Origin of the sequence: Asaia bogorensis NBRC 16594 (assembly GCF_001547995.1) — a bacterium.
Taxonomy (GTDB): domain Bacteria; phylum Pseudomonadota; class Alphaproteobacteria; order Acetobacterales; family Acetobacteraceae; genus Asaia; species Asaia bogorensis.
Window position 1 is genome coordinate 929122 of the sequence record NZ_AP014690.1, and the last position, 23966, is coordinate 953087.

The 23966-nt window shown below is 62.1% G+C and carries 21 protein-coding genes; 14 read left to right on the plus strand and 7 right to left on the minus strand.

The window, feature by feature from the left end; genetic code table 11:
- The first annotated feature begins 31 nt into the window (after positions 1 to 31).
- The 3 genes from mrdA to Asbog_RS04165 are packed head-to-tail and all read left to right on the plus strand — an operon-like array spanning position 32 to position 3548.
- On the plus strand, positions 32 to 1942 hold the full coding sequence (gene mrdA, locus Asbog_RS04155; protein WP_371861666.1) for a penicillin-binding protein 2: 1911 nt from the start codon (positions 32 to 34) through the stop codon (positions 1940 to 1942).
- Complete coding sequence (gene rodA / locus Asbog_RS04160; protein WP_023978670.1) at positions 1942 to 3096, plus strand: rod shape-determining protein RodA; 1155 nt, start codon at positions 1942 to 1944, stop codon at positions 3094 to 3096. Before mrdA ends, rodA begins: the two co-directional genes overlap by 1 nt.
- Positions 3093 to 3548: a DUF3293 domain-containing protein gene (locus Asbog_RS04165; RefSeq protein ID WP_062164186.1), complete on the plus strand. Its 456-nt coding sequence runs from the start codon at positions 3093 to 3095 to the stop codon at positions 3546 to 3548. The genes rodA and Asbog_RS04165 overlap by 4 nt, the downstream gene beginning before the upstream one ends.
- Here Asbog_RS04165 and Asbog_RS04170 read toward each other — a convergent pair.
- Genes Asbog_RS04170 through Asbog_RS04180 form a run of 3 tightly spaced genes read right to left on the minus strand, consistent with a single transcriptional unit; the run spans position 3532 to position 6208 of the window.
- The gene (locus Asbog_RS04170) at positions 3532 to 4398 is read right to left on the minus strand and encodes a LysR family transcriptional regulator (protein ID WP_062164187.1); all 867 of its coding nucleotides are present in this window, start codon (positions 4396 to 4398) and stop codon (positions 3532 to 3534) included. The two genes, Asbog_RS04165 and Asbog_RS04170, sit on opposite strands and share 17 nt — an antisense overlap.
- Positions 4395 to 4769 carry a YidH family protein gene (locus Asbog_RS04175; protein WP_023978667.1) on the minus strand — a complete coding sequence of 125 codons (375 nt, stop codon included), beginning with the start codon at positions 4767 to 4769 and terminating at the stop codon, positions 4395 to 4397. The genes Asbog_RS04170 and Asbog_RS04175 overlap by 4 nt, the downstream gene beginning before the upstream one ends.
- Positions 4769 to 6208, minus strand: coding sequence for an FAD/NAD(P)-binding protein (locus Asbog_RS04180; protein ID WP_062164188.1), 1440 nt, complete (start codon positions 6206 to 6208; stop codon positions 4769 to 4771). The genes Asbog_RS04175 and Asbog_RS04180 overlap by 1 nt, the downstream gene beginning before the upstream one ends.
- Before the next feature lie 281 nt (positions 6209 to 6489).
- Here Asbog_RS04180 and Asbog_RS04185 point away from each other — a divergent pair, with 281 nt between their 5' ends.
- Positions 6490 to 6882, plus strand: coding sequence for a hypothetical protein (locus tag Asbog_RS04185; RefSeq protein WP_062164189.1), 393 nt, complete (start codon positions 6490 to 6492; stop codon positions 6880 to 6882).
- Positions 6883 to 7293: 411 nt separating this feature from the next.
- On the opposite strand, the gene glyS is transcribed toward Asbog_RS04185, so the two are convergent.
- Positions 7294 to 9363 (minus strand): glycine--tRNA ligase subunit beta, encoded by a 2070-nt coding sequence (glyS, locus tag Asbog_RS04190; RefSeq protein WP_062164190.1) that lies wholly within the window; start codon positions 9361 to 9363, stop codon positions 7294 to 7296.
- The gene (locus Asbog_RS04195) at positions 9363 to 10250 is read right to left on the minus strand and encodes a glycine--tRNA ligase subunit alpha (protein WP_062164191.1); all 888 of its coding nucleotides are present in this window, start codon (positions 10248 to 10250) and stop codon (positions 9363 to 9365) included. Before Asbog_RS04195 ends, glyS begins: the two co-directional genes overlap by 1 nt.
- A 174-nt stretch (positions 10251 to 10424) precedes the next feature.
- Here Asbog_RS04195 and Asbog_RS04200 point away from each other — a divergent pair, with 174 nt between their 5' ends.
- The 5 genes from Asbog_RS04200 (at position 10425) to Asbog_RS04220 (ending at position 16757) form a co-directional block, all read left to right on the plus strand.
- Positions 10425 to 11213 (plus strand): DUF2076 domain-containing protein, encoded by a 789-nt coding sequence (locus Asbog_RS04200; RefSeq protein ID WP_062164192.1) that lies wholly within the window; start codon positions 10425 to 10427, stop codon positions 11211 to 11213.
- A gap of 218 nt (positions 11214 to 11431) precedes the next feature.
- Positions 11432 to 12205, plus strand: a complete 774-nt coding sequence (gene surE / locus Asbog_RS04205) for a 5'/3'-nucleotidase SurE (protein WP_062164193.1) — start codon at positions 11432 to 11434, stop codon at positions 12203 to 12205.
- A 216-nt stretch (positions 12206 to 12421) separates the two neighbouring features.
- Positions 12422 to 13939: an FAD-dependent oxidoreductase gene (locus Asbog_RS04210; RefSeq protein WP_171840659.1), complete on the plus strand. Its 1518-nt coding sequence runs from the start codon at positions 12422 to 12424 to the stop codon at positions 13937 to 13939.
- A gap of 86 nt (positions 13940 to 14025) precedes the next feature.
- Positions 14026 to 15861 carry an aspartate--tRNA ligase gene (gene aspS, locus Asbog_RS04215; protein ID WP_062164194.1) on the plus strand — a complete coding sequence of 612 codons (1836 nt, stop codon included), beginning with the start codon at positions 14026 to 14028 and terminating at the stop codon, positions 15859 to 15861.
- Between the two features lie 56 nt (positions 15862 to 15917).
- Positions 15918 to 16757 (plus strand): EipB family protein, encoded by an 840-nt coding sequence (locus Asbog_RS04220; RefSeq protein ID WP_062164195.1) that lies wholly within the window; start codon positions 15918 to 15920, stop codon positions 16755 to 16757.
- A 178-nt stretch (positions 16758 to 16935) separates the two neighbouring features.
- Here Asbog_RS04220 and xth read toward each other — a convergent pair whose 3' ends face one another.
- Positions 16936 to 17703, minus strand: coding sequence for an exodeoxyribonuclease III (gene xth, locus Asbog_RS04225; RefSeq protein ID WP_062164196.1), 768 nt, complete (start codon positions 17701 to 17703; stop codon positions 16936 to 16938).
- Complete coding sequence (gene erpA / locus Asbog_RS04230; protein ID WP_062165699.1) at positions 17700 to 18071, minus strand: iron-sulfur cluster insertion protein ErpA; 372 nt, start codon at positions 18069 to 18071, stop codon at positions 17700 to 17702. Before erpA ends, xth begins: the two co-directional genes overlap by 4 nt.
- 58 nt (positions 18072 to 18129) lie before the next feature.
- Here erpA and Asbog_RS04235 point away from each other — a divergent pair, with 58 nt between their 5' ends.
- From Asbog_RS04235 to scpB, 5 genes are read left to right on the plus strand one after another with little or no spacing between them, the layout of a single operon-like run.
- On the plus strand, positions 18130 to 19299 hold the full coding sequence (locus Asbog_RS04235) for a deoxyguanosinetriphosphate triphosphohydrolase (protein ID WP_062164197.1): 1170 nt from the start codon (positions 18130 to 18132) through the stop codon (positions 19297 to 19299).
- Between the two features lie 40 nt (positions 19300 to 19339).
- The gene (gene argS / locus Asbog_RS04240; protein ID WP_062164198.1) at positions 19340 to 21145 is read left to right on the plus strand and encodes an arginine--tRNA ligase; all 1806 of its coding nucleotides are present in this window, start codon (positions 19340 to 19342) and stop codon (positions 21143 to 21145) included.
- Complete coding sequence (locus tag Asbog_RS04245) at positions 21142 to 22365, plus strand: SPOR domain-containing protein (RefSeq protein ID WP_062164199.1); 1224 nt, start codon at positions 21142 to 21144, stop codon at positions 22363 to 22365. Before argS ends, Asbog_RS04245 begins: the two co-directional genes overlap by 4 nt.
- A 38-nt stretch (positions 22366 to 22403) precedes the next feature.
- Positions 22404 to 23189 (plus strand): segregation and condensation protein A, encoded by a 786-nt coding sequence (locus Asbog_RS04250; RefSeq protein ID WP_062165700.1) that lies wholly within the window; start codon positions 22404 to 22406, stop codon positions 23187 to 23189.
- On the plus strand, positions 23189 to 23920 hold the full coding sequence (gene scpB / locus Asbog_RS04255; protein WP_231944653.1) for an SMC-Scp complex subunit ScpB: 732 nt from the start codon (positions 23189 to 23191) through the stop codon (positions 23918 to 23920). The genes Asbog_RS04250 and scpB overlap by 1 nt, the downstream gene beginning before the upstream one ends.
- Positions 23921 to 23966 lie beyond the last annotated feature (46 nt).

The window sequence follows — 23966 nt, forward strand, 5'->3', positions numbered from 1 at the left end:
TGACCTGTCTCAGGCCCGGGATCCTTGCCGCGTGATGAGAAAGAACAGGCGGACTCCACCTTCCCGGGCACGTGCCAAACGCGAGGAGATCACCCCCTCGCGCGGTATCTTTACGCGAAGGGCACTTCTTGTTCTGGCAACGCAGGCCGGCGTGCTCGGCGTGCTGGGCAAGAAGCTCTACGATCTTCAGGTGCATGAAGGGGACCACCTGCGCGATCTGGCGGCGCGCAATCGCACGAGCAAACGATTGCTGGCCCCCGCGCGTGGCCAGATTGTCGATCGCTTTGGCATCCAGCTTGCTGGCAACAAGGTCAACTGGCGAGCGCTTCTCATGCCTGAGGAGACGACCGATCTGCACGCAACGATTGCCCGTTTCGGTCAGATCATCGCGCTGGACGAGCGCGACCAGGCCCGTATCGAGCGCGACCTTCGTCATATCCGCAAATATGTGCCTGTCGCGCTCAAGGACTTCCTGAGCTGGGACGATATGGCGCGTATCGAACTGAACGCGCCCAGCCTGCCTGGCGTGCTGATCGATGTGGGAACGACGCGCCTTTATCCCTATGGGCCGCAGCTCGCGCATATCGTCGGCTATGTTGCCCCGCCTAACGAGCGCGATGTGGCCTCAAGTCCCATGATGGCGCTGCCCGGTATGCGCGCAGGTCGCGCAGGCATCGAGCAGACACAGGATCTGCTGCTGCGTGGCGAGCCGGGCTCGGTTGAGATGGAGGTCAACTCCAAGGGTCGTGTCATGGGCGAGATGGACCGCCTGGACGGTCAGCAGGGCGATGAAGTTGTCCTGACCATCGACGCCGGCTTGCAGCAGATGGTGCTCAACCGCATTGGTGATCAGGCAGCGAGCGTTGTGGTGATGGATTGCCGCAACGGCGAGGTTCTGGCCATGGTCAGCACCCCGTCATTCGACCCGTCGCTTTTCGATTCCGGCGTGAGCCATGCGCAATGGATCGAGTGGACGAACAACGTCCGGACACCGCTCATCAACAAGACTGTGGCGGGTGTCTACCCACCGGGCTCGACATTCAAGCCCGCCGTGGCGCTTGCCGCATTGCAATCAGGGCAGATCAGCCCTCAGGACCGGTTCACCTGCCCTGGCTATTACGATATGGGCGGCGTTCGCTTTCATTGCTGGTCGCGCTGGGGGCATGGCAGCATCACCATGCAGCAGGCGCTCATGTATAGCTGCGACGTCTATTTCTATCTCGCAGCGCGCAAGATTGGCATGGAGCCGATCAAGGCGATGGCCAACGGGTTTGGTCTTGGCACCAAACTCGATATCGAATTGCCCCATACACGTGCGGGTGTGATCCCCACGCCGGAATGGCGGCAGAAGCACGGCTTCCACTGGAATGGTGGCGACACGGTCAATGCCGGTATCGGGCAGGGCTTCGTGCAGGTGACGCCGCTCGAGCTTGCAACCTATGTCTCGCGCATCGCCTCCGGCCGGAATGTCACGCCGCATCTGGTGCGCAAGGTGAATGACAAGGATTCCGAGCACACGCCGCTTGATGCCGCGCCTGTGCTCGATATTCCCGACACGCATCTTGCTGTTATCCGGCAGGGGATGTTCGATGTGGTCAATGCACCACGAGGCACCGCGCCCAAGGCCCGGCTGAACATCCCCGATGTGGCCATGGCGGGCAAGACGGGCTCCGCGCAGGTGCGACGCGTTTCACGTGCTCTGCGTGAGAGTGGTCACTTCAATTCGATGAACCTGCCTTGGGAAGAGCGCCCCCACGCGCTGTTCATCTGTTTCGCTCCTTATGACGCGCCACGCTACGCGATTGCCGTTGTGATCGAGCATGGCAATGGCGGTGCCGATGCCGCGGCCCCTCTGGCGCGGGACATCATGACCGACACGCTCACGCGCGACCCGGTCAATCATGACCACGCCCCCGGTCAGGCTGTCGCGGACGCCGAGTAATGAACTGGCAGAAACGCCTGTGGCGTCCCGAGCCCAGTTTCAGGCTTCTGGGCAAGCTTCTCCAGATCAACTGGCTCTACGTGCTTCTCATCTGCGCTCTGGCCGGGGTTGGCTATCTGGCGCTCTATTCTGCCGGAGGCGGCACGGCCAAGCCTTTTGCACGCCCGCAGATGGTTCGGTTCGGCTTTGGTCTGGTGATGATGATCGTGGTTGCACTCACCAGCCCCAGAGTGCTGCGTCTGCTCTCCATACCAATTTACCTCATGGCCATCACCCTGCTGACCCTCGTGCTGCGCATGGGCCATGTGGGCAAGGGCGCAGAGCGCTGGATCAATCTGGCCGGTATCCAGTTCCAGCCCTCGGAATTCGCCAAGATTGCCCTGGTCCTGGCTCTGGCAAGCTGGTTTCATCGCATCGACATCAAGCGCATGGGCAATCCGCTCCGATTGATCCCGCCCGCCTTGCTGACGCTCCTGCCAGTGGTTCTGGTGCTCAAGGAGCCCAATCTGGGTACGGCTGTCATCATCGGTCTCATCGGTGCGACCATGTTCTTTGCTGCGGGCATGCGCCTTTGGCAGATCGTGTTGCTGGTGGCGCCCGTGCCGTTCCTTGGCAAGTTCGTCTATGCGCATTTGCATGACTACCAGAAGGCCCGTATCGACACCTTCCTGCACCCTGAGCATGACCCGCTTGGCGCTGGCTACAACATCATCCAGTCCAAGATCGCCCTTGGCTCGGGAGGGATGTGGGGCGAGGGTTATCTGCGCGGGACGCAGGGGCAACTGAACTTCCTGCCGGAAAAACAGACCGATTTCATTTTCACCATGATTGGTGAGGAATGGGGCTATGTCGGCGCGGTTTCGGTCATTGGTCTTCTGGCCACGCTTGTGGTCGGGGGGATGCTCATGTCCATGCGCAGCCGCAACCAGTTCGGGCGGCTTCTGGCGCTGGGCATCTCGGTCGATTTCTTCCTCTACTGCGCGGTCAATCTGTCGATGGTCATGGGGGTTATTCCGGTGGGTGGCGTGCCGCTGCCCCTTATCTCCTATGGCGGTTCGGCCATGCTCACCATGATGTTCGGCTTTGGCCTGCTGCTTTCTTCCTGGGTGCATCGCAACGAGCGCGATGTTGTCGAGCGCAATCCGGATCTGTGAGAAGGATCAGACCGCCGAGCCCGGCGATCCTGCGTGCCTATCATGACACGGCGTATCGGATTGCGCCCTTTACCCTGCGTATCGGGCAGACACTCAAGCCGTGGCCTTTTTCTGTTCCGGCCCTTGTGCTGATCGGGGCCTGTAATCCTGGTGGCAGGCGTATGACTGATCGGTACAATCAGCGCGCCATGACGGCTCTGCATGCGACACTCGATCGTGCATTGCGTTCGTCTGGCTCAGGGCTCACGCCAGTGGTGCTCTGCGGCAAGGGGGTGCTGGGGCAGTGGCAGGAGCCGTTTTTCGCAGTGCCGCTCGCGCCTGACAGAGCCCGTGTGCTGGGCCGGCAATTCGGTCAGAATGCCCTCGTCATCGCACGAAGGGGACAAAAGGCCCGGCTGGTGTGGCTATGCGACCGCCTTGCGCTAACCGAAGCGTTCAAAGCAAGGCGATAAATGCTTTCTCTACGGGGGAAAGCGCTCTGGCGTTGCGCACAAGCGAGAAACAACGTTCGGGAAAGCTGATGCCGACATGATGCAGCAGCCCGTTCTCGATCAAGCCAGCGACCACACTGGCCGAAAGCACCGTGGCTGCATTGCCGGTCGCGACAGCATTGGCGATTGCCTCGTTGGATGTCAGCTCCATCACGATGGGCAGGGCAGCGCGGTCAACGCCCCAGTCTGCCACCGCTTTCTCGAAGCTGGCACGGGTGCCTGAGCCTTTTTCGCGCAGGATCCAGTCTGAACCGGCAAGGTCCTGGGGGCAGGGCGGATGGCGGGCCCATTCGTGTTCGGGAGTTACCACGAGCAGAAGCTGATCGGTTGCGACCGATGTGGCTGTCAGGGTGGGGTCCGTCACAGCGCCTTCAATCAGACCCATGGCCAGCGTATCGTCCAGCAGATGCTGACAGATATCCTCGGTGTTGCTGATGGTGACTTCCAGCGTGATAGCCGGATGCTGTTCATGAAAGCGGTTGATACGGGCGGGCAGCCAGTAGCTGGCGATGGTCTGGCTGGCCCAGAGATGCAGCGACCCCTCATCAAGCGTCGTCAGGGCGCGCATGCGCTGCTGGGCCGCACCAGCGCGTTTGAGAACTGCACGGGCTTCCTCCAGAAAGAGCCCGCCTGCTTGTGTCAGGCGTATGCGCCGCCCGATACGATCGAAAAAGACGAGGCCGAATATCTGTTCCAGCGTCATGATGGCATGGCTGACGGCTGACTGGGTCAGGCAGAGCGCCTCGGCTGCACGGGTCATATGCTCGCGTTCCGCGACCGCCACAAAGATGCGCAGCTGGTCAAGCGTCATGAAGGCAGAACGCCGAGCAGCGAGAGCAGAATGGCGCCGATCAGGGCGCAGAGGAGCAGACAGAAGATACCCTCCAGTCCACTCAGTGTGATCTCACGGGGTTCCTCTGCCGACAGGGCTTCCTTTACCTTGCGAAACCGCCACCAGCTGGCAGGCAGAAGCGCAAGCCCGGCACAGATGGTGGCGACCCCGATCCAGGCTGAGGACCCCGGCAGAACCGGCATGGCAGCATGATGCTCGCTGCTGATAAGGCGCAGAAAGATGTTGAATTTTGCCAGCATGCACCCGATGGCGACCATCGCCAGCGCCGTACGCACCCAGGCCAGAAAAGTGCGTTCATTGGCGGCGTGGTCGGTATAGCGGGCAATCATCAGGAACGGCTTTCATGACGGGGGGAAGCAGACGCGCCCTTTGGTGTCTGAATGGCTGAAGGGCTGGCGAGGCGTGTGGCGAGATCATAGGCCTGCTGGCGGATTTCCGGAATGGCGATGGATTCGAACAGTGTTCCCAGTCGGGCGGGTCCCAGGGTGTAGAGGGCATGAGGACTTTCGCCATTGGCGTTGATCAGCCTGCCATCATTGCCCGTATCCAGCCCGGCGCCCCGGTTGCCGGGCGAGGCGAGCCCCGAGGCAAATAACTGCTCAAGCAGGGCCGATCCGACACGCGTGTAGTCGAGGTCGGGACCTGTGCAATTCAGCACATGGTCAGCGCGAAAGCGCGTCTGGCCCCCGGCATGGCTGGCTGTCACGATCAGGCCTTCAGGCTGCGCCTCGATATGCGTGACACGGCCGGCATGAAGTTCGAGCGTGCCCTCCTGAAGGGCATCGTGCAGGAAAGCGGCGATCTGTGGTGCGATGCGGTGGCGCGCTACATCCCATCGACGCCTGAGATGACGATTGAACCGCGCCTGTTCAGTTTGCGAAAGCGTCGCCCACAAAATATTGGTGATGGGACGCAGGCTGTCGATCGCACTGCGCCAGTCCAGTCCTTGCCTCAGCGCTGCATGAAACTCGCGGACATATCGGCTGAGACGGGCGCCTTTCTGATCGGCGCCTTTTTCGACGCTGATAACAGGCGCGACGGATCTCTGGCCGGGTTTATGAGACTTCGGCAGGCTTGCATGGCCTGACAGGAGATGGATTGGTCCCGCATGGCTGGCGAGGCGCGCCTTCATGACCATGTCGATGGCGGTGAGGCCACTACCGATCATCAGTAATGTTGCCTCAGGGGCAAACGGGGTGAGACGGCCCGTCGCGGCCATATCTTCGGCAGCGGCAGTGCGGTAACCGGCCCCGCTATCCCAGACATTGTGATGATAACGCGGGTCGTGCATGACTTCAGGGGTTGCGCCACGCAGCATGGCAGGCGGGAAATTGCCAAGGGCCAGAACGACCTGCTGCGCCATGACGATTTCTCCGGAGGCCAGAACAAGCCGGAAACCCCTGGCGACAACATCGCATGCCACCACCTTGCCCTGCATGGAGATGACGCCGCTTTCGCCAAACAGGTGCTGGAGGTAGAGGCCGTAAATCGCGCGGGGGATAAAGGCATCGGGTGCGATACCCGGATCAATGTGTCGGTGTAGCCACTGCACGAAATGATCCGGCTCGTCCGCCAGCCCGCTCATGCCGCAGGCTGGAACGTTGAGCAGGTGCCCGATGCACCGCGTGCCATAGGCCACCCCGAGAGCCGGGTTGGCACTGGGATCGATGATCAGACAATTCCGTCCATGTTGTCTTTTCAGAACATGGGCAAGCAGGGTTGCGCTGGCTCCCCCGCCGATAATGACAATCTCATATGGCCTGTCCATGGTTTCCTACTCCCTCGCGTCTCAGGGACTATAAGGGGCGTGGGTCAATCGATCCAATTGATATTATGGATCGAACCGATCGATTTTCATGAACAGTATCCTCGGTGTGGCCGCGGTTTGTTGCAGGCATCGTATCCTTGGGGTTGCTGCTTAGGTATCGAACAATCGCCTGGGAAACATGGGGGCTAGGAACAGGAAACAGCGCCTGACCCGTAAAACTGTTGCGCGACTCCGGATCAGAATCTGAAGATCGTGTCTCTGGCTCCTAAGGACGCTTCGAGATGATCCAAGACCGTGTGCGGATGATGATCGTTGTGGCCTGCGTGGCTGCCTCATTGCCTTATCCGGCCCGCGCGAAAGGCTTCTCGACCGTCCTGCCGCTCCAGCTCGATATGCCTGCCGGCAAGATGGTTCCGCCCTCAAATGGCCCTTTGGCGGGATCGGGACACTGGGAACCCGCGCCAATGCCTCGCCCGATGGCGGCACCGCCTTTAAGGCGCACCACGATTGGCAGGATTGTGGATTTCGGGCGGCAGTTTCTTCCTGTGGGGAATGGAGCACCGGGGCACGATCCGACAACAGGCACATCGATCGGTGCGTTTGGACCGGCCTATCAGGATGCCAGTCTGGTCGGCCACGGACGCGCCCCGCCGGGCGAGACGATAGGGCACTGAGCAGGAAGCTCGGCGCGGAGCGCTTCTTCTTCCTGCCGACACGGATCATGGACAGAGCGCAGGCGCGAGAACCCCGCGTGATTCTCGTTGGGGTCTGGGGAGTTTGAGGCGCCATCGTCCATAAGCCGGAACCGGGAACGTGAGGGAGCATTTCCGCGGAATCACGGCGCAAGTCGTTTGCAGGGCTTTGATATCAGGCAACACTCGCGACGATGCATTCCCCGAGCCCAGATGGGCGCTTTTGTCTGATAGGAAGATAGACTGTGGCTGACAAAACCGCCGGGTACAGCTTGCGGCCGCATTATCCGCGGAATGACTGCGCAAGAGTTGTGGGCGGCGCTGCCCCGGCTGAGGCAGGGAGTCTCCTGTCTCCATCGCTTCAGGCGTCGGAGACAGGGGTATGCGTCGATATCAGCCTTCGATCTGGCCGAACTCGGCAATCTCGGTCAGTGTCTCACCAATCTGGGTCAGAAGGCGCAGGCGGTTGAGGCGTCGAGCGGGCTCGGGATCATTGACCGTCACCTCGGCAAAGAACTGATCGAGGCTCGGGCGCAGGCCTGCTGCCACACGCATGGCTTCGGCAAAGCGCTCTGCCACCAAGGCATCGTGGATATCCTTGCGGGCGGCCGCAAGAGCGTGGCCCAGAGCGCGCTCCTCATCCTGCACATAGAGTGCCGCATCGGGTTCACCCTGATGCGGGCCGTCCTTGCGGTTCTCGATACGCAGGATATTGGCGGCGCGCTTGCTGGCCGCCAGCAGGTTGCGTCCGTCATCCGTGTCCACCATCTCGGCCAATGCCGAGGTGCGGGCCAGGAGGCGTACGAGGTCGCCATCCAGTCCACCTGCCAGTGTGGCGGCGAGCACATCGTGACGCTCGCCCTCGGTGCGAAGCTGCACGCGCAGGCGCTCGGCCAGGAAGCCGGGCAGGGCGGCGAGCTCGCCGCCTTCGCGCAGGCCTTCGGGCAGGTTCTGCGCAGCCTGTGCGATCAGGGCTGTCAGATCGAGGCGCAACTGGTTGTCACGGATGATGCGGATGATCCCGAGCGCCGCACGCCGCAGCGCATAGGGGTCGCCCGAGCCACTTGGTGTCTCGCCCATGGCGAAAAAGGCCGTCAGCAGATCCAGACGGTCTGCCAGAGCCACGGCGACCGAGACAGGCGCGCGCGGTGTGTCGTCATTCAGGCCGCGCGGCATGTAATGCTCTGCCACCGCATCCGCAACGGCATCGCCCTCATGGTCATGACGGGCGTAGTAGCCACCCATGATCCCCTGAAGTTCGGGGAACTCGCCAACCATGCCGGTAGTCAGATCGGCCTTGGCCAGCAGGGCGGCCCGTTTTGCTTGGTTCTGTGCGGTGTCATCCAGCCCCAGCGCCTGCGCCACGATACCGGACAGCGTCACGATGCGCTGGACGCGCGCGCCCTGACTGCCGAGGCGGGCATGGAAGGTCACGGCATCGAGCGCCGCAACACGATCGGCCAGCGTCGTCTTGCGGTCGAGATCCCAGAAATGGCGGGCGTCGGCAAAGCGTGCCCGCAGCACGCGCTCGTTGCCTGCAATGGTCAGGGCGCCACCATCGGCAAAGTCCATATTCGCGATGAATGCGAAATGCGGTGCTGCCTTGCCGTCTGCCGTACGCAGCGCAAAATAGCGCTGGTTGATGCGCATCGAGACCTGCATCACTTCAGGGGGCAGATCCATATAGGCATCGTCGATACGCCCGAGCAGGGCAACGGGCCATTCAGCCAGACCCGAAACTTCCTCGACCAGCTTGTCATCCTGCACAAGGGTCAGGCTGGCCCTCTCGGCCTGAGCCTGCAACCCGTCGCGAATGATCGACAGGCGTTGCGCCGGGTCGAGCACGACCTTGCGGGCAAACAGCTCGCTCCTGAGCTGCTCGAAGGACGTCACCTCGAACGCTTCCGGTGCCGTGAAGCGATGGCCTTCGGTCTGCGTACCGGCCACGAGCCCGTGGGCATCATCGGCGTCGGTAGCGAGGCTGAAAGGCACCAGCTTGCCGTCAAGCAGGCAGATCACGCGGCGCAAGGGGCGTACCCAGGTGAAAGCGCTGCCCTGTCCCCAGCGCATGGATTTGGGCCAGGGAAAGCGCCAGAGCAGGCCGGGAATGGTCGCTGCAATCTGCTGGGAAGCGGTGATGGCTGGCAGTGTGCGATTGAGCACCCAGAAACCGTTTTCGAGCACGAGCGCATCGCGCTCGGCACCGTGCTTGCGCAGAAAACCGGCAAGCGCCTGTTCGGGCGCGCTCTCGCGCGGGCCGCGCTCGGACTGCGTCGTTTCAGCAATCTGATCGTTGATCTCAAGCGAGACGCCGATACGGCGCGCGCCCCAGAAAGCTGTGACGTTTACGGGTGACAGGGGCGAGAGGGCCTCACTGACCAGACGGGCCAGATCTTGCCCCGCCGTTTCCTGCATCCGGGCGGGAATTTCCTCGCAATCGAGAACGAGAAGGAATTCGGCCATTATTTCGACTCCTCGTCGCCAGCAAGCCAGGTTTCGCAGCACAGCTTCGCAAGATTGCGCACGCGACCGATGTAAGAGGCACGCTCCGAGACCGAGATCACACCACGTGAGTCGAGCAGGTTGAACAGATGGCTGGCCTTGACGCACTGGTCATAGGCAGGCTGGGCGACACCGGCTTCTGCCAGACGGACAGACTCCGCCTCGGCATCACGGAAGTGACGCATGAGCATTTCGGTATTGGCCAGCTCGAAATTGTGACGCGAGTAATCCTGCTCGGCGCGCAGGAAGACATCGCCATATTTCAGGCCCTGACCGTTGAAGTCGAGATCATAGACGTTTTCGACGCCCTGCACATACATGGCCAGACGCTCAAGCCCGTAGGTCAGCTCGGTTGAGGGTACGACGGTCGGGATGCCGCCAACCTGCTGGAAATAGGTGAACTGCGTGACTTCCATGCCATCGCACCAGACTTCCCAGCCCAGACCCCAGGCGCCGATGGTCGGGTTTTCCCAGTCATCTTCTACAAAGCGGATATCGTGCTTTTCCGGATCGATCCCGATGGCACGGTAGCTGTCGAGCAGCAGGCGCTGGCTGTCCTCGGGTGTTGGCTTGAGCAGAACCTGATACTGGTAATAATGTTGAAGACGGTTCGGGTTTTCGCCATAGCGGCCATCTGAGGGACGGCGGCAGGGCTGCACATAGGCGGCCTTCCACGGCTTGCGCCCCAATGCCCGCAAGGTGGTGTGCGGCGAGAGCGTGCCCGCGCCAAGCTCTGTGTCATAGGGCTGGAGCAGGGCGCAGCCCTGTGCCGACCAGAACTGATGCAGGCGCAGGATCAGATCCTGAAAGGAAAGGGGGCGTCCGCCGTTTTCGGGCAAGGGGGTCAAGGATCGAGGCTCCGGTCTTGTTCACTTGCCCTGTTCTACCCTGACAGCCCAAACAAGCCAATCTCAGGTGCCACACTCAATAGGCCTGGCCTTTGAGACGGGCTCTTGCAACTCTTTCCGACCCAAACCACATTATATGCCGTTATCATTTTGACCGGATGGAGAGTCATCCCCATGAACCAGCAAGAGCGTGATCTTATTTCGCAGTTCGTTGCCCGCGTCGGCGGAGCGCCGAATAGCGGGTTTGGCGGCTCTCAGGCCCCGGCCAATCTGCCTCCGGTCGATCCCGAGGCGGATCGCTGGATTGCGGATAACTTCCAGAAATATCCCGAAGCCCGCTACCGCGTGACCCAGATGGCTGTGGTGCAGGAAGTGGCGCTGGCCGAAGCGCAGAACCGCATCCGCCAGCTTGAGTTCCAGTTGCAGCAGGCGCAGTCCCAGCTGCAACAGGCACAGCAGCAGCGCCCGCAGGGCGGTGGCGGTCTGTTTGGCGGTCTGTTTGGCGGCGGTAATCGCCAGCAGTCATCGGCGCCGCCTCCGGGCTGGGGTGGACAGCCCCAGCAAGGCTACGGTCAGCAGGGTTATGGCCAGCAGGGCTACGCTCCGCCGCCGCAGGCCAACCTGCCTCCGGGTTACTCGACCGGCATGTTCCAGCAGCGCGGGTCGGGCTTTCTCGGTTCGGCACTGACCACGGCCACCGGTGTCGCGGGCGGTATGCTGGCTGCCAACGCCATTGAAAGCCTGTTTTCGGGCCATCATGGCGCCGATGCTGCCGGGGGTTTTGGTGGCGGTGAAACCATCATCAACAACAATTACGGCGGTGCGGGTAACGATCCCTTTGCCGGGGGCGGTCAGGACGCCGGGCAGAACTACGACGCCAATGACTGGGGCAATAATGGCGGCGATAGCGGCGGAGACTGGGGTGGTGACAGCGGTGGCGGCTGGGGCGACGATTCCTTCTGAGCCCGTCATCATGGCCTGATCCGAGCGGATCTCCGGGCTATGCAGCCTCAGTGCAATTCATGCGGAAGCCTCAGATCCACGACTGATTTCTGGAAAACCCGGCCCTCACGCCGGGTTTTCTTTTGCCCGCCGACAGATCGTGACAGGGTCGCTTGTCCATGTCCGGCGTCGGGGCATGATCTCTGTCCGCCCCGCTATCCGTGAGGAGAAACTCCAGAATGAGCCATCCTGTTTTCCGCCGTATCCTTCTGACCAACGATGACGGCATTGACGCGCCCGGTCTGGAGCTCCTTCAGGACGTGGCAGCGCAGCTGTCGGATGATGTATGGGTGGTTGCCCCGGCGCGGGATCAGAGTGGAATCTCACATGCACTCAGCCTGCATGACCCGCTGCGTGTTCATCAGCATGGGCCAAGGCGCTTCGCCGTGACCGGCACGCCGGGCGATTGTGTGGCCATTGCGGCACGGCATATTCTGGGCGACGCGGCCCCGAGCCTTGTCCTGTCCGGGGTCAATCGTGGGGCAAATCTAGGCGTCGAGACGGTGTTTTCCGGCACGGTGGGGGCGGCCATGACAGCCATGCTTCTCGGCCTGCCTGCATTTGCGCTCAGTCAGGCCTTCAGCGACGGCAATAATGTGCCTTGGGAAACAGCCCGAAAACTGGCGCCGGATGTCATTGCCGCCTTCGCCCCCCTCGCGCTGCCGGAGCCCGCCTGCCTGAACATCAATTTTCCTGCCTGTCCCGCCAGCGAGGCAAAGGAGGCCGTGGTGACGACGCAAGGCCGCGGGCTGCTGCGCGATGTCGAGGTTGTGGCGCGCGAGGATATGCGCCGCGCGGCCTATCACTGGCTGCATCTCAAGCGCGATCACGAGGGTGACGCACCCGGTACGGAAACCCGTGCCATCACCGAGAAACATGTGAGCGTGACGCCGCTTTCTTTCGGGCGGACAAACAGGGTGGTCCATGACTGGCTGATGGCACGGCCCCGCTAGGCGTCGAGCGGCCTCCTCTGCTCGGTCAGATCGGGGAAGGGCAGGCGAAGGTCTCGCACTGATCGCTACCGTATCGTGTCATGACCCGATCCGGGCTCGCTGACGTTACGCGCTGCTTTCAGGGGGATGACGCGAGCCAGAGGCCTCAACCCGATCCGCTTCCCGGCGTTGCAATCGGTATCCAACACTGATTCATCCGATTGCACTGGAAACGACATGAGCCAAGATCTGCTGGACTGGACCGATGTTATGGCCCTGAATGACCTTCCGGAGGAGGTCATCACGCCCTTTACCATCGGCGACAAGGCGCTGGTTCTCTATCGCTCAGGCGATCAGATCCGGGCCTTCGACGGAAAATGCCCGCATAAGGGAGCCCCGATGGAGCAGGGTGTGGCCTGCCGCTCGCTGCAGGGCGATGTGCAGCTTGTCTGCCCTTGGCACAAGGCGAGTTTCTCGGCCGAGAGTGGTCGCCTGATTGAGCCGCCCGCTCTCGATCCGCTCAATCGCTACCCGGTTGAAGTTCATGATGATCGCGTGCTCGTGGGCAAACAGCCCATGAGCCAGACGGCGCCAGCCCCTATGCGCGAGCACGAATTCGTTGCCGTCATCGGGGCCGGGGCGGCGGCGATTGCTGCGGCGGTGACCTTACGCGAGGAAGGCTTCGCCGGACGCGTGGTACTGATCAGCCCTGAGCCAGACCTGCCCTACGACCGCACAGCGCTCAGCAAGATGGTGCTTGGCTCAGGTGAGGAGGGGGCACCTCCTCCGGCTCTGCGCCCGACGGAATGGTATGACGCGCACAGGATCGAGCGGCTGGTTGATCGGGCGGTCAAGGTCGATCTCGAAACCCGCCTGATCACGCTGGAGAAAGGCAATCCGTTCACGCCGGATCATATCCTGCTTGCCTCCGGCTCTCGCGCCCGCAAGCTGGATGTGCCCGGCGCCACGCTGGAAGGAGTGCATGGGCTACGCTCCGCACAGGACGCCCAGCAGATCATCGCGGCGGTGGACAAGAATACGAGTGTTGTCGTGATCGGTTCCGGCTTTATCGGCATGGAGGCGGCGGCGGCCTTGCGCAAGCGTGGGGCTGGCGTAACGGTGGTGTCGCAAAGCGAATTGCCATTCCAGAAGCAGCTTGGCGACAGCGTGGCAGGTGCCATGCGCAGCCTGCATGAGGAGAAAGGCGTCGCCTTCATCGCCTCGCGCAAGGTGAAGGCCATTGAGGGAGACAAGGCAGTCAGCGCTGTGACGCTGGATGACGGAAGCACCATCAGCGCCAATCTGGTTCTGGCCGGTATCGGTGCCAGCCCGGTGCTGGATTATCTGCCTGATTACGCCATCAACAATCAGGACGGGCTCGATGTGGATGAGTCCATGCGGGTTGCCCCTCATGTCTATGCGGTGGGCGATATCGCCAGCATGGCGCATGACGGCCAGCGTTACCGCATCGAGCACTGGCGCACCGCGCAGTGTCAGGCGCGTATCGCGGCACGCACCATGCTGGGCCTGCCCGGCGGAGCATTGCCCGTGCCGTGGTTCTGGACGCAGCAATATGACCGCAAGATCGAATATCTCGGCTGGCCCCAGAGCTTTGACAGGGTCGAGATCGACGGCGAGGCGGATCGCTTCGATTTCACGGCACGTTATCTGAAGGGTGATAAAATCGTGGGTCTCGCCATGGCGGGACGTCCAAAAGAGATGGCGAAGGAAGCCGTCACCTTCGACGATGCTTGACAGACAAGGGGTGGAGCGGCTTCCTGCGCTTCATTCGCGGGGGGAACACCCCCGCAACCCCGTGGTTACGAATCAGGAAGACGCCCATGCACCTTTATCGCACGCATAGCTGTAGCGCCCTGCGCGAAAGCGACGCCGGTCAGACCGTCCGTCTGTCGGGCTGGGTTCACAGCAAGCGCGATCATGGTGGTCTTCTCTTCATCGATCTGCGCGACCAGACCGGCGTCACCCAGATCGTCATTCCTTCGGGGACGGATCTGCTGGAGACTGTCGAGCGTCTGCGCGTCGAGAGCGTGATTACGGTTACGGGCGAAGTCGTGGCGCGTGAAGACGGCCAGCGCAACCCGCATCTCCCGACGGGCGCCATTGAACTGCGCGCCCGCGAGATCGAGGTCCGCTCCCATGCCGCCGTCCTGCCTTTCCAGGTGGCGGGCAACGAGAACTACCCCGAGGACCTGCGCCTCAAATATCGTTACCTCGACCTGCGTCGTGAGAAGATGGCGGCCAATATCCGCCTGCGTTCGGCAGTCATCGCTTCCATGCGCTCGCGCATGATCGGCCACGGATTTACCGAATTCCAGACGCCCATCCTGACCGCGTCCTCGCCTGAAGGCGCGCGTGACTTCCTCGTGCCTGCGCGCCTGCATCCGGGCAAGTTCTATGCGCTGCCGCAGGCACCGCAGCAGTTCAAGCAGCTGGCCATGGTGGCGGGTTTCGACCGCTATTTCCAGATCGCGCCCTGCTTCCGCGATGAAGCCTCACGCGCTGACCGCAGCCCCGGCGAGTTCTATCAGCTCGATTTCGAGATGGCGTTCGCTACGCAGGAAGACGTGTTTGCCGTGCTGGAAGACGTGCTGAGCGGCCTGTTTGCCGAGTTCGGCAAGGGCCGCAAGGTCGACACGGCACCTTTCCGCCGTATCCCCTATGACGAGGCAATGCGTCTTTATGGCTCCGACAAGCCGGACCTGCGCAACCCGCTGCTGATCAGCACGGTGACAGAAGCCTTTGCCAATTCCGGCTTTGGCCTGTTTGCACGTATCGCGGCCAATGGCGGCGAAGTGCGCGCCATTCCGGCCCCCGGTGCCGGCACGCGTCCGCGCGGCTTCTTCGACAAGCTCAATAGCTGGGCGCGTGATGCCGGTGCGGGCGGTCTGGGCTACATCATTTTCGAGGAAGATGGCGGCAAGGGCCCGATTGCCAAGAATCTGGAAGCCGATCGCGTTGAGGCCATTCGTGAAGCCTGTGGCCTCAAGGCGGGCGATGCCGTGTTCTTTGCCGCAGGCGAGGGCGATGCCGTGGCCAAGTTCTCGGGTCAGGTGCGCACGCGCATCGCGCAGGAACTCGATCTGATCGAGCAGGACGCGTTCCGTTTCTGCTGGATTGTCGATTTCCCGATGTTCGAGCGCAATGAGGAGACGGGGCAGGTCGACTTCTCGCACAACCCGTTCTCGATGCCGCAGGGCGGGCTTGAGGCGCTGAACTCTCAGGACCCGCTGACCATCAAGGCCTATCAGTACGATATCGTCTGCAACGGCATCGAACTCTCCTCGGGCGCGATCCGTAACCATCTGCCGGAAGTCATGATCCGTGCCTTTGCCATTGCCGGCTATGGCGAGGACGTGGTCGAGGCGCGCTTTGGCGGTATGCTCAACGCATTCCGTTATGGCGCCCCGCCGCATGGTGGCTCGGCACCGGGTGTGGACCGCATTGTGATGCTGCTGGCCGATGAGCCGAATATTCGTGAGGTCATCCTGTTCCCGCTCAACCAGAGCGGTGAAGACCTCATGATGGAAGCCCCGGCGCCGGTTGAGCCCGCGCGCCTGAAGGAACTCTCGCTCGCCATTCTGCCGCCCAAGCCCAAGGCTGCGGTCGTCAAGGACGGGGGACAGAAGGAAGCCGGCCAGAAGGACGGGGCTGCCTGAGACCCCCTCGGAGCAGAAAAATGCGATTGAGCCGGGTAAAAGGAGCATCGCCTGCGATGCTCTGCCTTCGGGCTGTGGCCTCGGCAGGTGCCAGTACGCTGTCGGGTTTCTGGCTGGCCCTTTACGGTCTGGCTTCCCCGGCACACGCGGCGCAAGTTCCGAAGGCCGAGCCAGCCTTGCTTGCGCATAAGGTGACCTACACGCTCGATCTCGCCCGTCTCAAGGCGGGGTCACTGGCAACGGCGGGTGGTCAGGCCACTTACCAGATTCATGATCTGTGCGATGTCTGGTCGGTCAGCCAGAAACTCGATGTGCAGGTGACCGGTGCCGATGGCACGGTCTCGGCACTGAGCTATCAATCTGCAACGCTCGAGGACAAGAAGGGGCGGTCCTTCATTTTCCGGACGGTCCAGACTCAGGATAACGAAACCACCAGCGAGACCGCCGGAGAGGCCAGACGCCAGCGCAATGGCAATGTGGTGGTGCGCTTTACCAAGCCAGAGGCCAAGGTCATGACCTTGCCGGCACGGGTCGTCTTTCCCACGCAGTTCACCCTTCAATTGCTCGATGGCGCGCATAAGGGCGTACTGCATCTGGAGCGTGATCTGTTCGACGGGGCTTCCACCGATGGCGCGACGCCAAGCTATGCCACGCTGGGGCGACTGGCGCAGGTGAAGCCTGATAATCCCAGGGCGCTCTTTGACGGGCTCAGCGCCGTGCCGGTCTCGGTGGCGAGCTTTGGCGTCGGCAACGCGGCGTTTTTGCCTGATTCGACCTATAGCGACCGTCTCTGGACGAACGGCGTCGAGGACAGGTTGCTGATCGATTTTGGTGATTATGTTCTGTCAGGCCAGATCGAGAGCCTGACAAGTTTGCCAAACCCGCACTGCCCCTGACACGAACCCTCCGCTTTCGATTGACGGCCTTGCCGCCACCCAACAAGAGCGTGTCGGCTCTTGGTCGCGCCCCGAATGCGTTTTCGTGCGGGTGCGGCCAGTGCCGCGACAGCCGGATGAGGGGGACCTGTAAAGGCCGTAGCGCCCTTCGCAAGCGACGGCCAACAAAAACCAATGCCTAGGACAGCGTCACAATCAGCGGGATGTGATCCGATGGCTGATCTTTCGCCCGCTCATCACGGTCGGGCGTGACCGATACAAGACGTTCGGCCAGTCTTGGCGACAGCAGCGCATGGTCGATGCGTAAGCCGGCGTTTCGCTGGAAGGCGGCGTTCTGATAATCGAAGAATGTGTAGTGTCGTCCCGAGGGTTTGAGCGCCCTTAGTGCATCAGTCAGCCCGAGCCAGAGCAGGCGATGCCAGCCTGCGCGGCTCTCGGGGCGAAGCAGAGCATCGCCCGGGCTCAAGGCACCGGGGGCGAAGTCCTCATCTGTGGGGCAGACATTGAAATCACCCGTGAACAGGAAATCGGCTTCCTCATCGCGCAAGATTCTGGCCCGCTCGGCAAGTGCCGCGAAAAAGTCGAGCTTGGTCGCAAAGCCTTCTGCCCCGCCCGAATTGCCGTTGGGTAGATAAAGATTGCCGATCGTCATGCCTGCCATGCGAATTTCGACATAGCGGGCGGCTTCATGGGCAAAGCCGGGCAGGCGCTCATGAACCACCTCGACAGGCGTGCGCGCCAGCATGGCAACGCCATTATAGCCCTTTTGCCCCACCACAATCGGATGATATCCGGCCTCTGCAAAGCTTGCCGGAAAGAGATGCGTCTCGCATTTCAATTCCTGCAGGCAGAGCAGATCCGGTTTGACGCGGTCGAGCCAGTCGAGCACGTGTTTCTCACGCTGGCGGATGGAATTGACGTTCCAGCTTGCGAAAGTAAAGCTCATGCGAGGGAGAAGCTCGTGCCGCACCCGCAGGACGAGGCAGCATTGGGATTGGCGACCGTGAAATGCGCCCCCATCAGCTTGTCCACGAATTGCAACTGGGCCCCACCCAGTAGGTCGAGGCTGACCGGATCGACCAGAACCGTTGCGCCGTCCTGCTCGATCACCACATCATCATCTGCCCGGTCAGTGTCGAGCTTGAACTGATACTGGAAGCCATTACAGCCCCCGGCCAGCACGGCCACACGCAGGGCCAGCCCCGCGGGCTCGTCCTGCTGGGAGATGATCTCGACAATCCGGGCAGCGGCACCGGGCGAGACCGAAAAGCTGCCCGCAAGGGCCGCGTCGGAAGGGGGCGTGGTCTGGCTCATGTTTTCCCATATAATGCGCCCGGCCATGCTCTTAAAGCGGGCAAAGTGGAGAGTGTGGATGATCAGTCAGGATGTCGCCCCCTATGCCGTGCGTCGCGAGACAGCGCGAGGCCGCCTGCACCCCGAGGAGGATGCGCCCACGCGCTCTCCCTGGCAGCGTGACCGCGATCGCGTCATTCATTCTGCGGGGTTTCGCACGCTGCAATACAAGACGCAGGTTTTCATCAATCATGAGGGTGATTTCTTTCGCACACGCCTGACCCATTCGCTTGAGGTGGCGCAGATTGCCCGCTCGATTGCCCGCCAGCTTCGCCTGGATGAGGATCTGACCGAGGCACTCGCTCTGGCGCATGATCTTGGTCATACGCCTTTTGGCCATGCGGGGGAGGATGCGCTGAAAGCCTGCATGCAGGATCATGGCGGCTTCGATCATAATACCCAGTCCCTGCGTCTCGTGACCCTGCTCGAGGGGCGCTACCACGCCTTTGACGGCCTCAACCTGACATGGGAGACGCTTGAGGGGCTGGCCAAGCATAATGGCCCGGTCAAACGCCCCACGCCCTATCTGCTGGAATACGACGCCCAGCATCACCTCGATTTCGCCAGCTATGCCTCTGCCGAGGCTCAGGTGGCGGCGCTGGCCGATGATATCGCCTATCATGGCCATGACCTCGATGACGGGTTGCGCGCAGGGCTGCTTCGCTTTGAGGATATCGCAAATCTGCCAATCGTGGGACCAGCGCTCGAGCGGGCGATGAGCGGCGCAAGGGCGACCGAGCGCTATGATCGCGAACGCCGGATACGCCATGAGACCATAAGGCAGGTCATCAACGTGCTGGTGACCGATCTTACGATGCAGACAAGGGCCAATATCGAGGCGCTTCGGCCGGAATCGTCAGACGACATCCGCCAGGCCCCAGGGCCCGTGGTTGCCTTCAGCGAGCAGGTGGCGCTGGAGAACAAGGAAATCCGCAAGTTTCTCTATGCGCGCATGTATCGTCACTGGAAGGTGAAGCGCATGACCCGCAAGGCCCGCTTGGCGCTGGGCGAGATTTTCGGGATATTGGCAGAAGACCCAAGCCTGCTGCCCGATGGCTGGCGCGAAAAGGCACAGCAGGGCGATGAGAACGGGCGCAGACGTGTCGTGGCCGATTACATCGCAGGAATGACCGATCGATTTGCGATGGATGAACATCGACGGTTGACGGAACTCTCGATGCTGGGTTGATACAGGCAGCAGAATACACGTCAGGAACGCAAGGCTCTTCATGTCCGATACACCAACGCCCACCACAGACTGCCTTTTCGCCCGTTACCAGAACCAGGTGCGTGAGGCATTGCGTTCAGTGGTGGCCGATCTGCCTGACGAGATTGCGGCCCGTGTCGAGGTAACGCCGACGCGCGACCCGTCTCATGGTGACATGGCAACCAATGCCGCCCTGCTGGCCTCGAAATTCGCCCGTCGTCGTCCTGCCGATATCGCAGCCGATCTGGTGCCGTTGCTTGTGGCGCTGCCGGGTGTCGCCAAGGCAGAAGCTGCCGGGCCGGGCTTTGTGAATATCACGCTCAGCCCTGACGTGCTGCAATCGGTGGCGCGCAGCGTGATCGAGGCCGGGCCGCGTTTTGGTGAGTCGCGCCTGGGTGCGGGCAAGCGCGTGAACGTGGAATATGTCTCGGCCAACCCGACGGGCCCGATGCATGTGGGCCATTGCCGTGGCGCCGTGGTAGGCGATGCTCTCGCCAATCTTCTGGCCAAGACCGGGCATGATGTAACCAAGGAATATTACATCAACGATGCCGGGGCACAGGTCATTGCGCTGACCTGGGCGGCATATTGGCGCTACCTCCAGGCCATTGGCACGCAGGTCGATACCGAGGCTTTTGCCGCGCTGACACCAACCGGTCTGCAATATCAGGGTGACTACCTCACCCCCATCGGTGAGGCTCTTGCGGCTGCGCATGGCAAGGCGCTGGCGAACGAGGCCGGGCAGGCCGCCGAGCCTTCCGTATGGTTCGAGATCGTGCGTGCCGCCACGCTCAAGGCGATGATGGAAGAAATCCGCACCGATCTTGCAGCTCTGGGTATTCATCACGAGGTTTTCGCCTCGGAAGCCGAGACGCTCGCCAGTGGTCGCGTGGATGAGGCGATCAACGCGCTGGAAGCCAAGGGGCTGCTTTATGAGGGGGTGCTTGAACCCCCCAAGGGCAAGACGCCGGAAGATTGGGAGCCACGCCCCCAGACGCTGTTCCGCTCCACCCAGTTTGGTGACGACGTGGATCGTGCGCTGCGCAAATCCGATGGCAGCAACACCTATTTCGCCAATGATATCGGCTATCACGCCAAGAAGGCCGAAGCAGCCGATGTGCTGATCGATGTGCTGGGCGCCGATCATGGCGGCTATGTCTCGCGCATGCGGGCTGCTGTCAGCGCACTGACAGATGGCAAGACCGAGTTCGAGGTCGTGATGTGCCAGATCGTGCGCATCATGAAGAGTGGCGAACCCGTGCGCATGTCCAAGCGTGCCGGTACCTTCGTGACCCTACGCGACCTGCTGGACGAGGTGGGACGCGACGCCGTGCGCTTTACCATGCTGACCCGCAAGGCCGATGCGCAGATGGATTTCGACCTTGATGCGGTCGTGGCCCAGACGCGCGACAACCCGGTTTTCTATGTTCAATACGCCCATGCGCGCTGCCGCTCGGTCATGCGCAGTGCCGAAACCATGTTCGGTGCTGACAGCACGAGCGATGCCTCCCTGCTCGGTGCCGATCTGTCGCGCCTTGATGCCGATGTGGAACTCGCGGTGCTGCGTCGTCTCTCGACGTTCCCGCGTGTGGTCGAGGGGGCTGCCCAGACGCGTGAGCCGCACCGCATCGCCTATTATTGCGGTGAGCTTGCGGCCGATTTCCATGCCTTGTGGAACAAGGGCCGTGAGGATACGACGCTGCGCTTCCTGCATGAGCAGGACCGCCCGGCGAGTCTGGCCAAGCTTGCTCTCGTGGCGTCGGTTGCCAGCGTGTTGCGCTGTGGCCTAGCCATTCTCGGTGTCGAGCCGGTTGAGGAGATGCGATGAACGACGATACGCCAGACTGGCGCGACGATCAGCCGGGTGGCGACGGGGGCTATGACCGCCCCCGCCAGGAAACAGGCCGTGGCCCGGACCGGCGCGCCAATGACCCGCGCTTTACCGATACGCGTCCGCCTTCCTATCCTTCGTACGCTACGGGTGGTGCCGGGTATGACGGTGCGACGGGCTCTTCTCGTGGCGCATCGTCACAGACTTCCTCTCCGCGTGAGCGCCTGAGCGCCGATTACGATGACGAACCTGTCTTCAGGCGCCGCAGCGCCGGGGCAGGGGGTGGTCTGGCGTCGCTGCTGGGCTCTGACATCATGACACGTCGTCTCGTTTACGGGGCTGCGGGTCTGGGTGCGCTGCTCGTGGTTGGCGTGGGTGGCTGGTCACTGCTGGGCGGCCATTCAGGGGGTATTCCCGTCATTGGCCCGCCTCCCGGTCCTGTGCGCGACCGCCCGGCCGATCCGGGCGGGATGCAGATCATGGGTGATGGCACCGACCTTGACGTGACAGGCAAGGGTGAGGCGCATCTGGCCCCTGAACCAGAGCAGCCACGCCCCGAGGCGCTGGCGGCGCGCACAGCCCCCGAGACGCCTCCTGCTGGAGCAACGGCGCCTGCTGGATCAGCAAGCGCGGGAGCAGGGCAGGATGCAGGAGCCGATAGTGCCGGAGCTTCGGGGCAGAGCGCCCCTGGTGGCCTGCCCGACACGTCCGTTCAGAAGTTGCCGGAAGGTACCGGAGCGCAGGGTGAAGCCGATCAGGGCGGGTCTGCCGCCCCGGCGGCGGCGGAAAATACGGCTCCCGAAAAGGCTACGCCCGAAAAAGCTGTGTCTGAGAGAGCTGTGCCGGAGAAAGCTGTGCCCGAGCGCGCACCGTCCGAGAAACCGGCCAAGGCAGCATCGGCCCCTCCTGCGGCATCGTCTTCCGCAACCACTGACTCTGCCAGCAAGACCGCTGCCGCCAATACGGCAACGGGCGGGCATATGGTCCAGCTTGCAGCCCTTGGCAGCGAAGCCGACGCCAAGGCGACGTGGAGCAAGCTTTCGAAGCAGGCCAGTGATCTGCTGAGCGACCGCACGCCGACGATCGAGCAAAAGACCATCAATGGTCATGTGTTCTATCGTCTGCGCGTCGGCGGGTTTGACACTACCCAGGCCGCAAAGTCGTTCTGCGTGCGCCTGCATGCACGCTCGATTGCCTGCACACCGGCTGTTTTCTGATCGGTATGGGGGAGGGGAGCACCGCCTTTTCGTCGGCCATGGTACCGGATGGCGCAGATCTAGAATCGGCGCCGCATCTCTCCCTGACCGGATTTGAGGGACCGCTCGATCTGTTGCTCGATCTCGCTCGTGCCCAGAAGGTCGATCTGGCACAGATCTCGATATTGCAACTGGTTGAGCAATATCTGGCTTTCGTTGAGGGCGCGCGGCAGATCAGACTCGAACTGGCCGCAGACTGGCTGGTCATGGCAGCCTGGCTGACATGGCTCAAATCACGTCTACTGCTCCCTGCCGAAAATGAGCCGGATGCCGAGGCTGAAGATGCCGCCGGATTGCTTCAGGGCCGATTGCAGGAGCTGGAATCCGTCAGGGCGCTGGCCGTCTGGCTCGATGACCGCCCCAGACTGGGCGAACATGTCTTTGCCCGTGGCTATGGCGAGGACATGACGCGTATCGATCGTTCAGGGCTGCGGGTGGATCTTATGGGGCTGATTGGCGCCTATCTGGCCATGACCCGCCGTCGTGGACGCAAACGTATCTACGCGCCACCACGCCCGCGCTACTGGACCGTGACCGAAGCCGTTTCGGCCCTGCATCGCCTTCTGAATACGAGTGACGTGGTAGGCTGGCAGAAACTGACTTCGCTTTTGCCAGCGCAATCCGCTGCATCGCCACGGGCACGGGCTGCCGCCATGGCCAGCGCCCTTGTGGCAGGGCTCGAAATGGCCAAGAGCGGCACGGTAGAATTGCGGCAGGAGAGCGTTTTTGCCGAGATCATGCTTCGGGCCCCTCAGGGTGACTTTCAGGAAGTGACAGAAAGCTGATGTCAGAACTCTCCATGCCCGGCGGGCCGATCTCCCCTGCGGATGCAGTGGAACAGGCCGAAGATGTGTCGGTCGCCTCATCGACGCCAGGTTCCATCGCTCATCCGGATGCGGTCACTGACGCGCATCAGGCAGCGACGCATCGCGACCGCGCGTTCGAGGCCGTGAACGCGCTCTCCCGTCTGGTTGAGGGACTGATTTTTGCCAGTGCTGAGCCCGTCACCGAAACGGCGCTGAAGCAGTTCGTGGTCTCGCAGGGGGCCGATGAGTCGCTTCTGGGGCCGGTTCTGGCCTGCGTCGTGGCAAGATATGAAGATCATGCGGTGGAGCTGGTGTCGGTCGCCAGAGGCTGGCAGTTCCGGACCCGTCCGGAAATTGCCCCGGCACTGACACGGGTGGTGGAGAAACCGCGCCGGCTGAGCCGTTCCGCGATGGAAACATTGGCGATCATCGCCTATCATCAGCCCTGCACCCGTGCCGATATCGAAGGCATACGCGGCGTCTCGCTGAGCCAGACCGTGCTTGATACCCTGATCGAGGATGGACTGATCATGCCCAAAGGGCGCAAGGAAGTACCGGGTCGCCCTATTTTATGGGGGACCTCGACGCATTTTCTGAGCAGTTTCGGGCTGAGTGATCTCGGGGCTCTGCCGCGGCGTGAGGAATTGCTGCTCGATCCCGATGCTTCGGGGCGTAATGATCGTATCGTGACCCAGAAGGGCGCGGGCTAGGCCGGGCGTCGTGCAAGACTGAAGCCGGGTTTCTGAGATGAGTGGG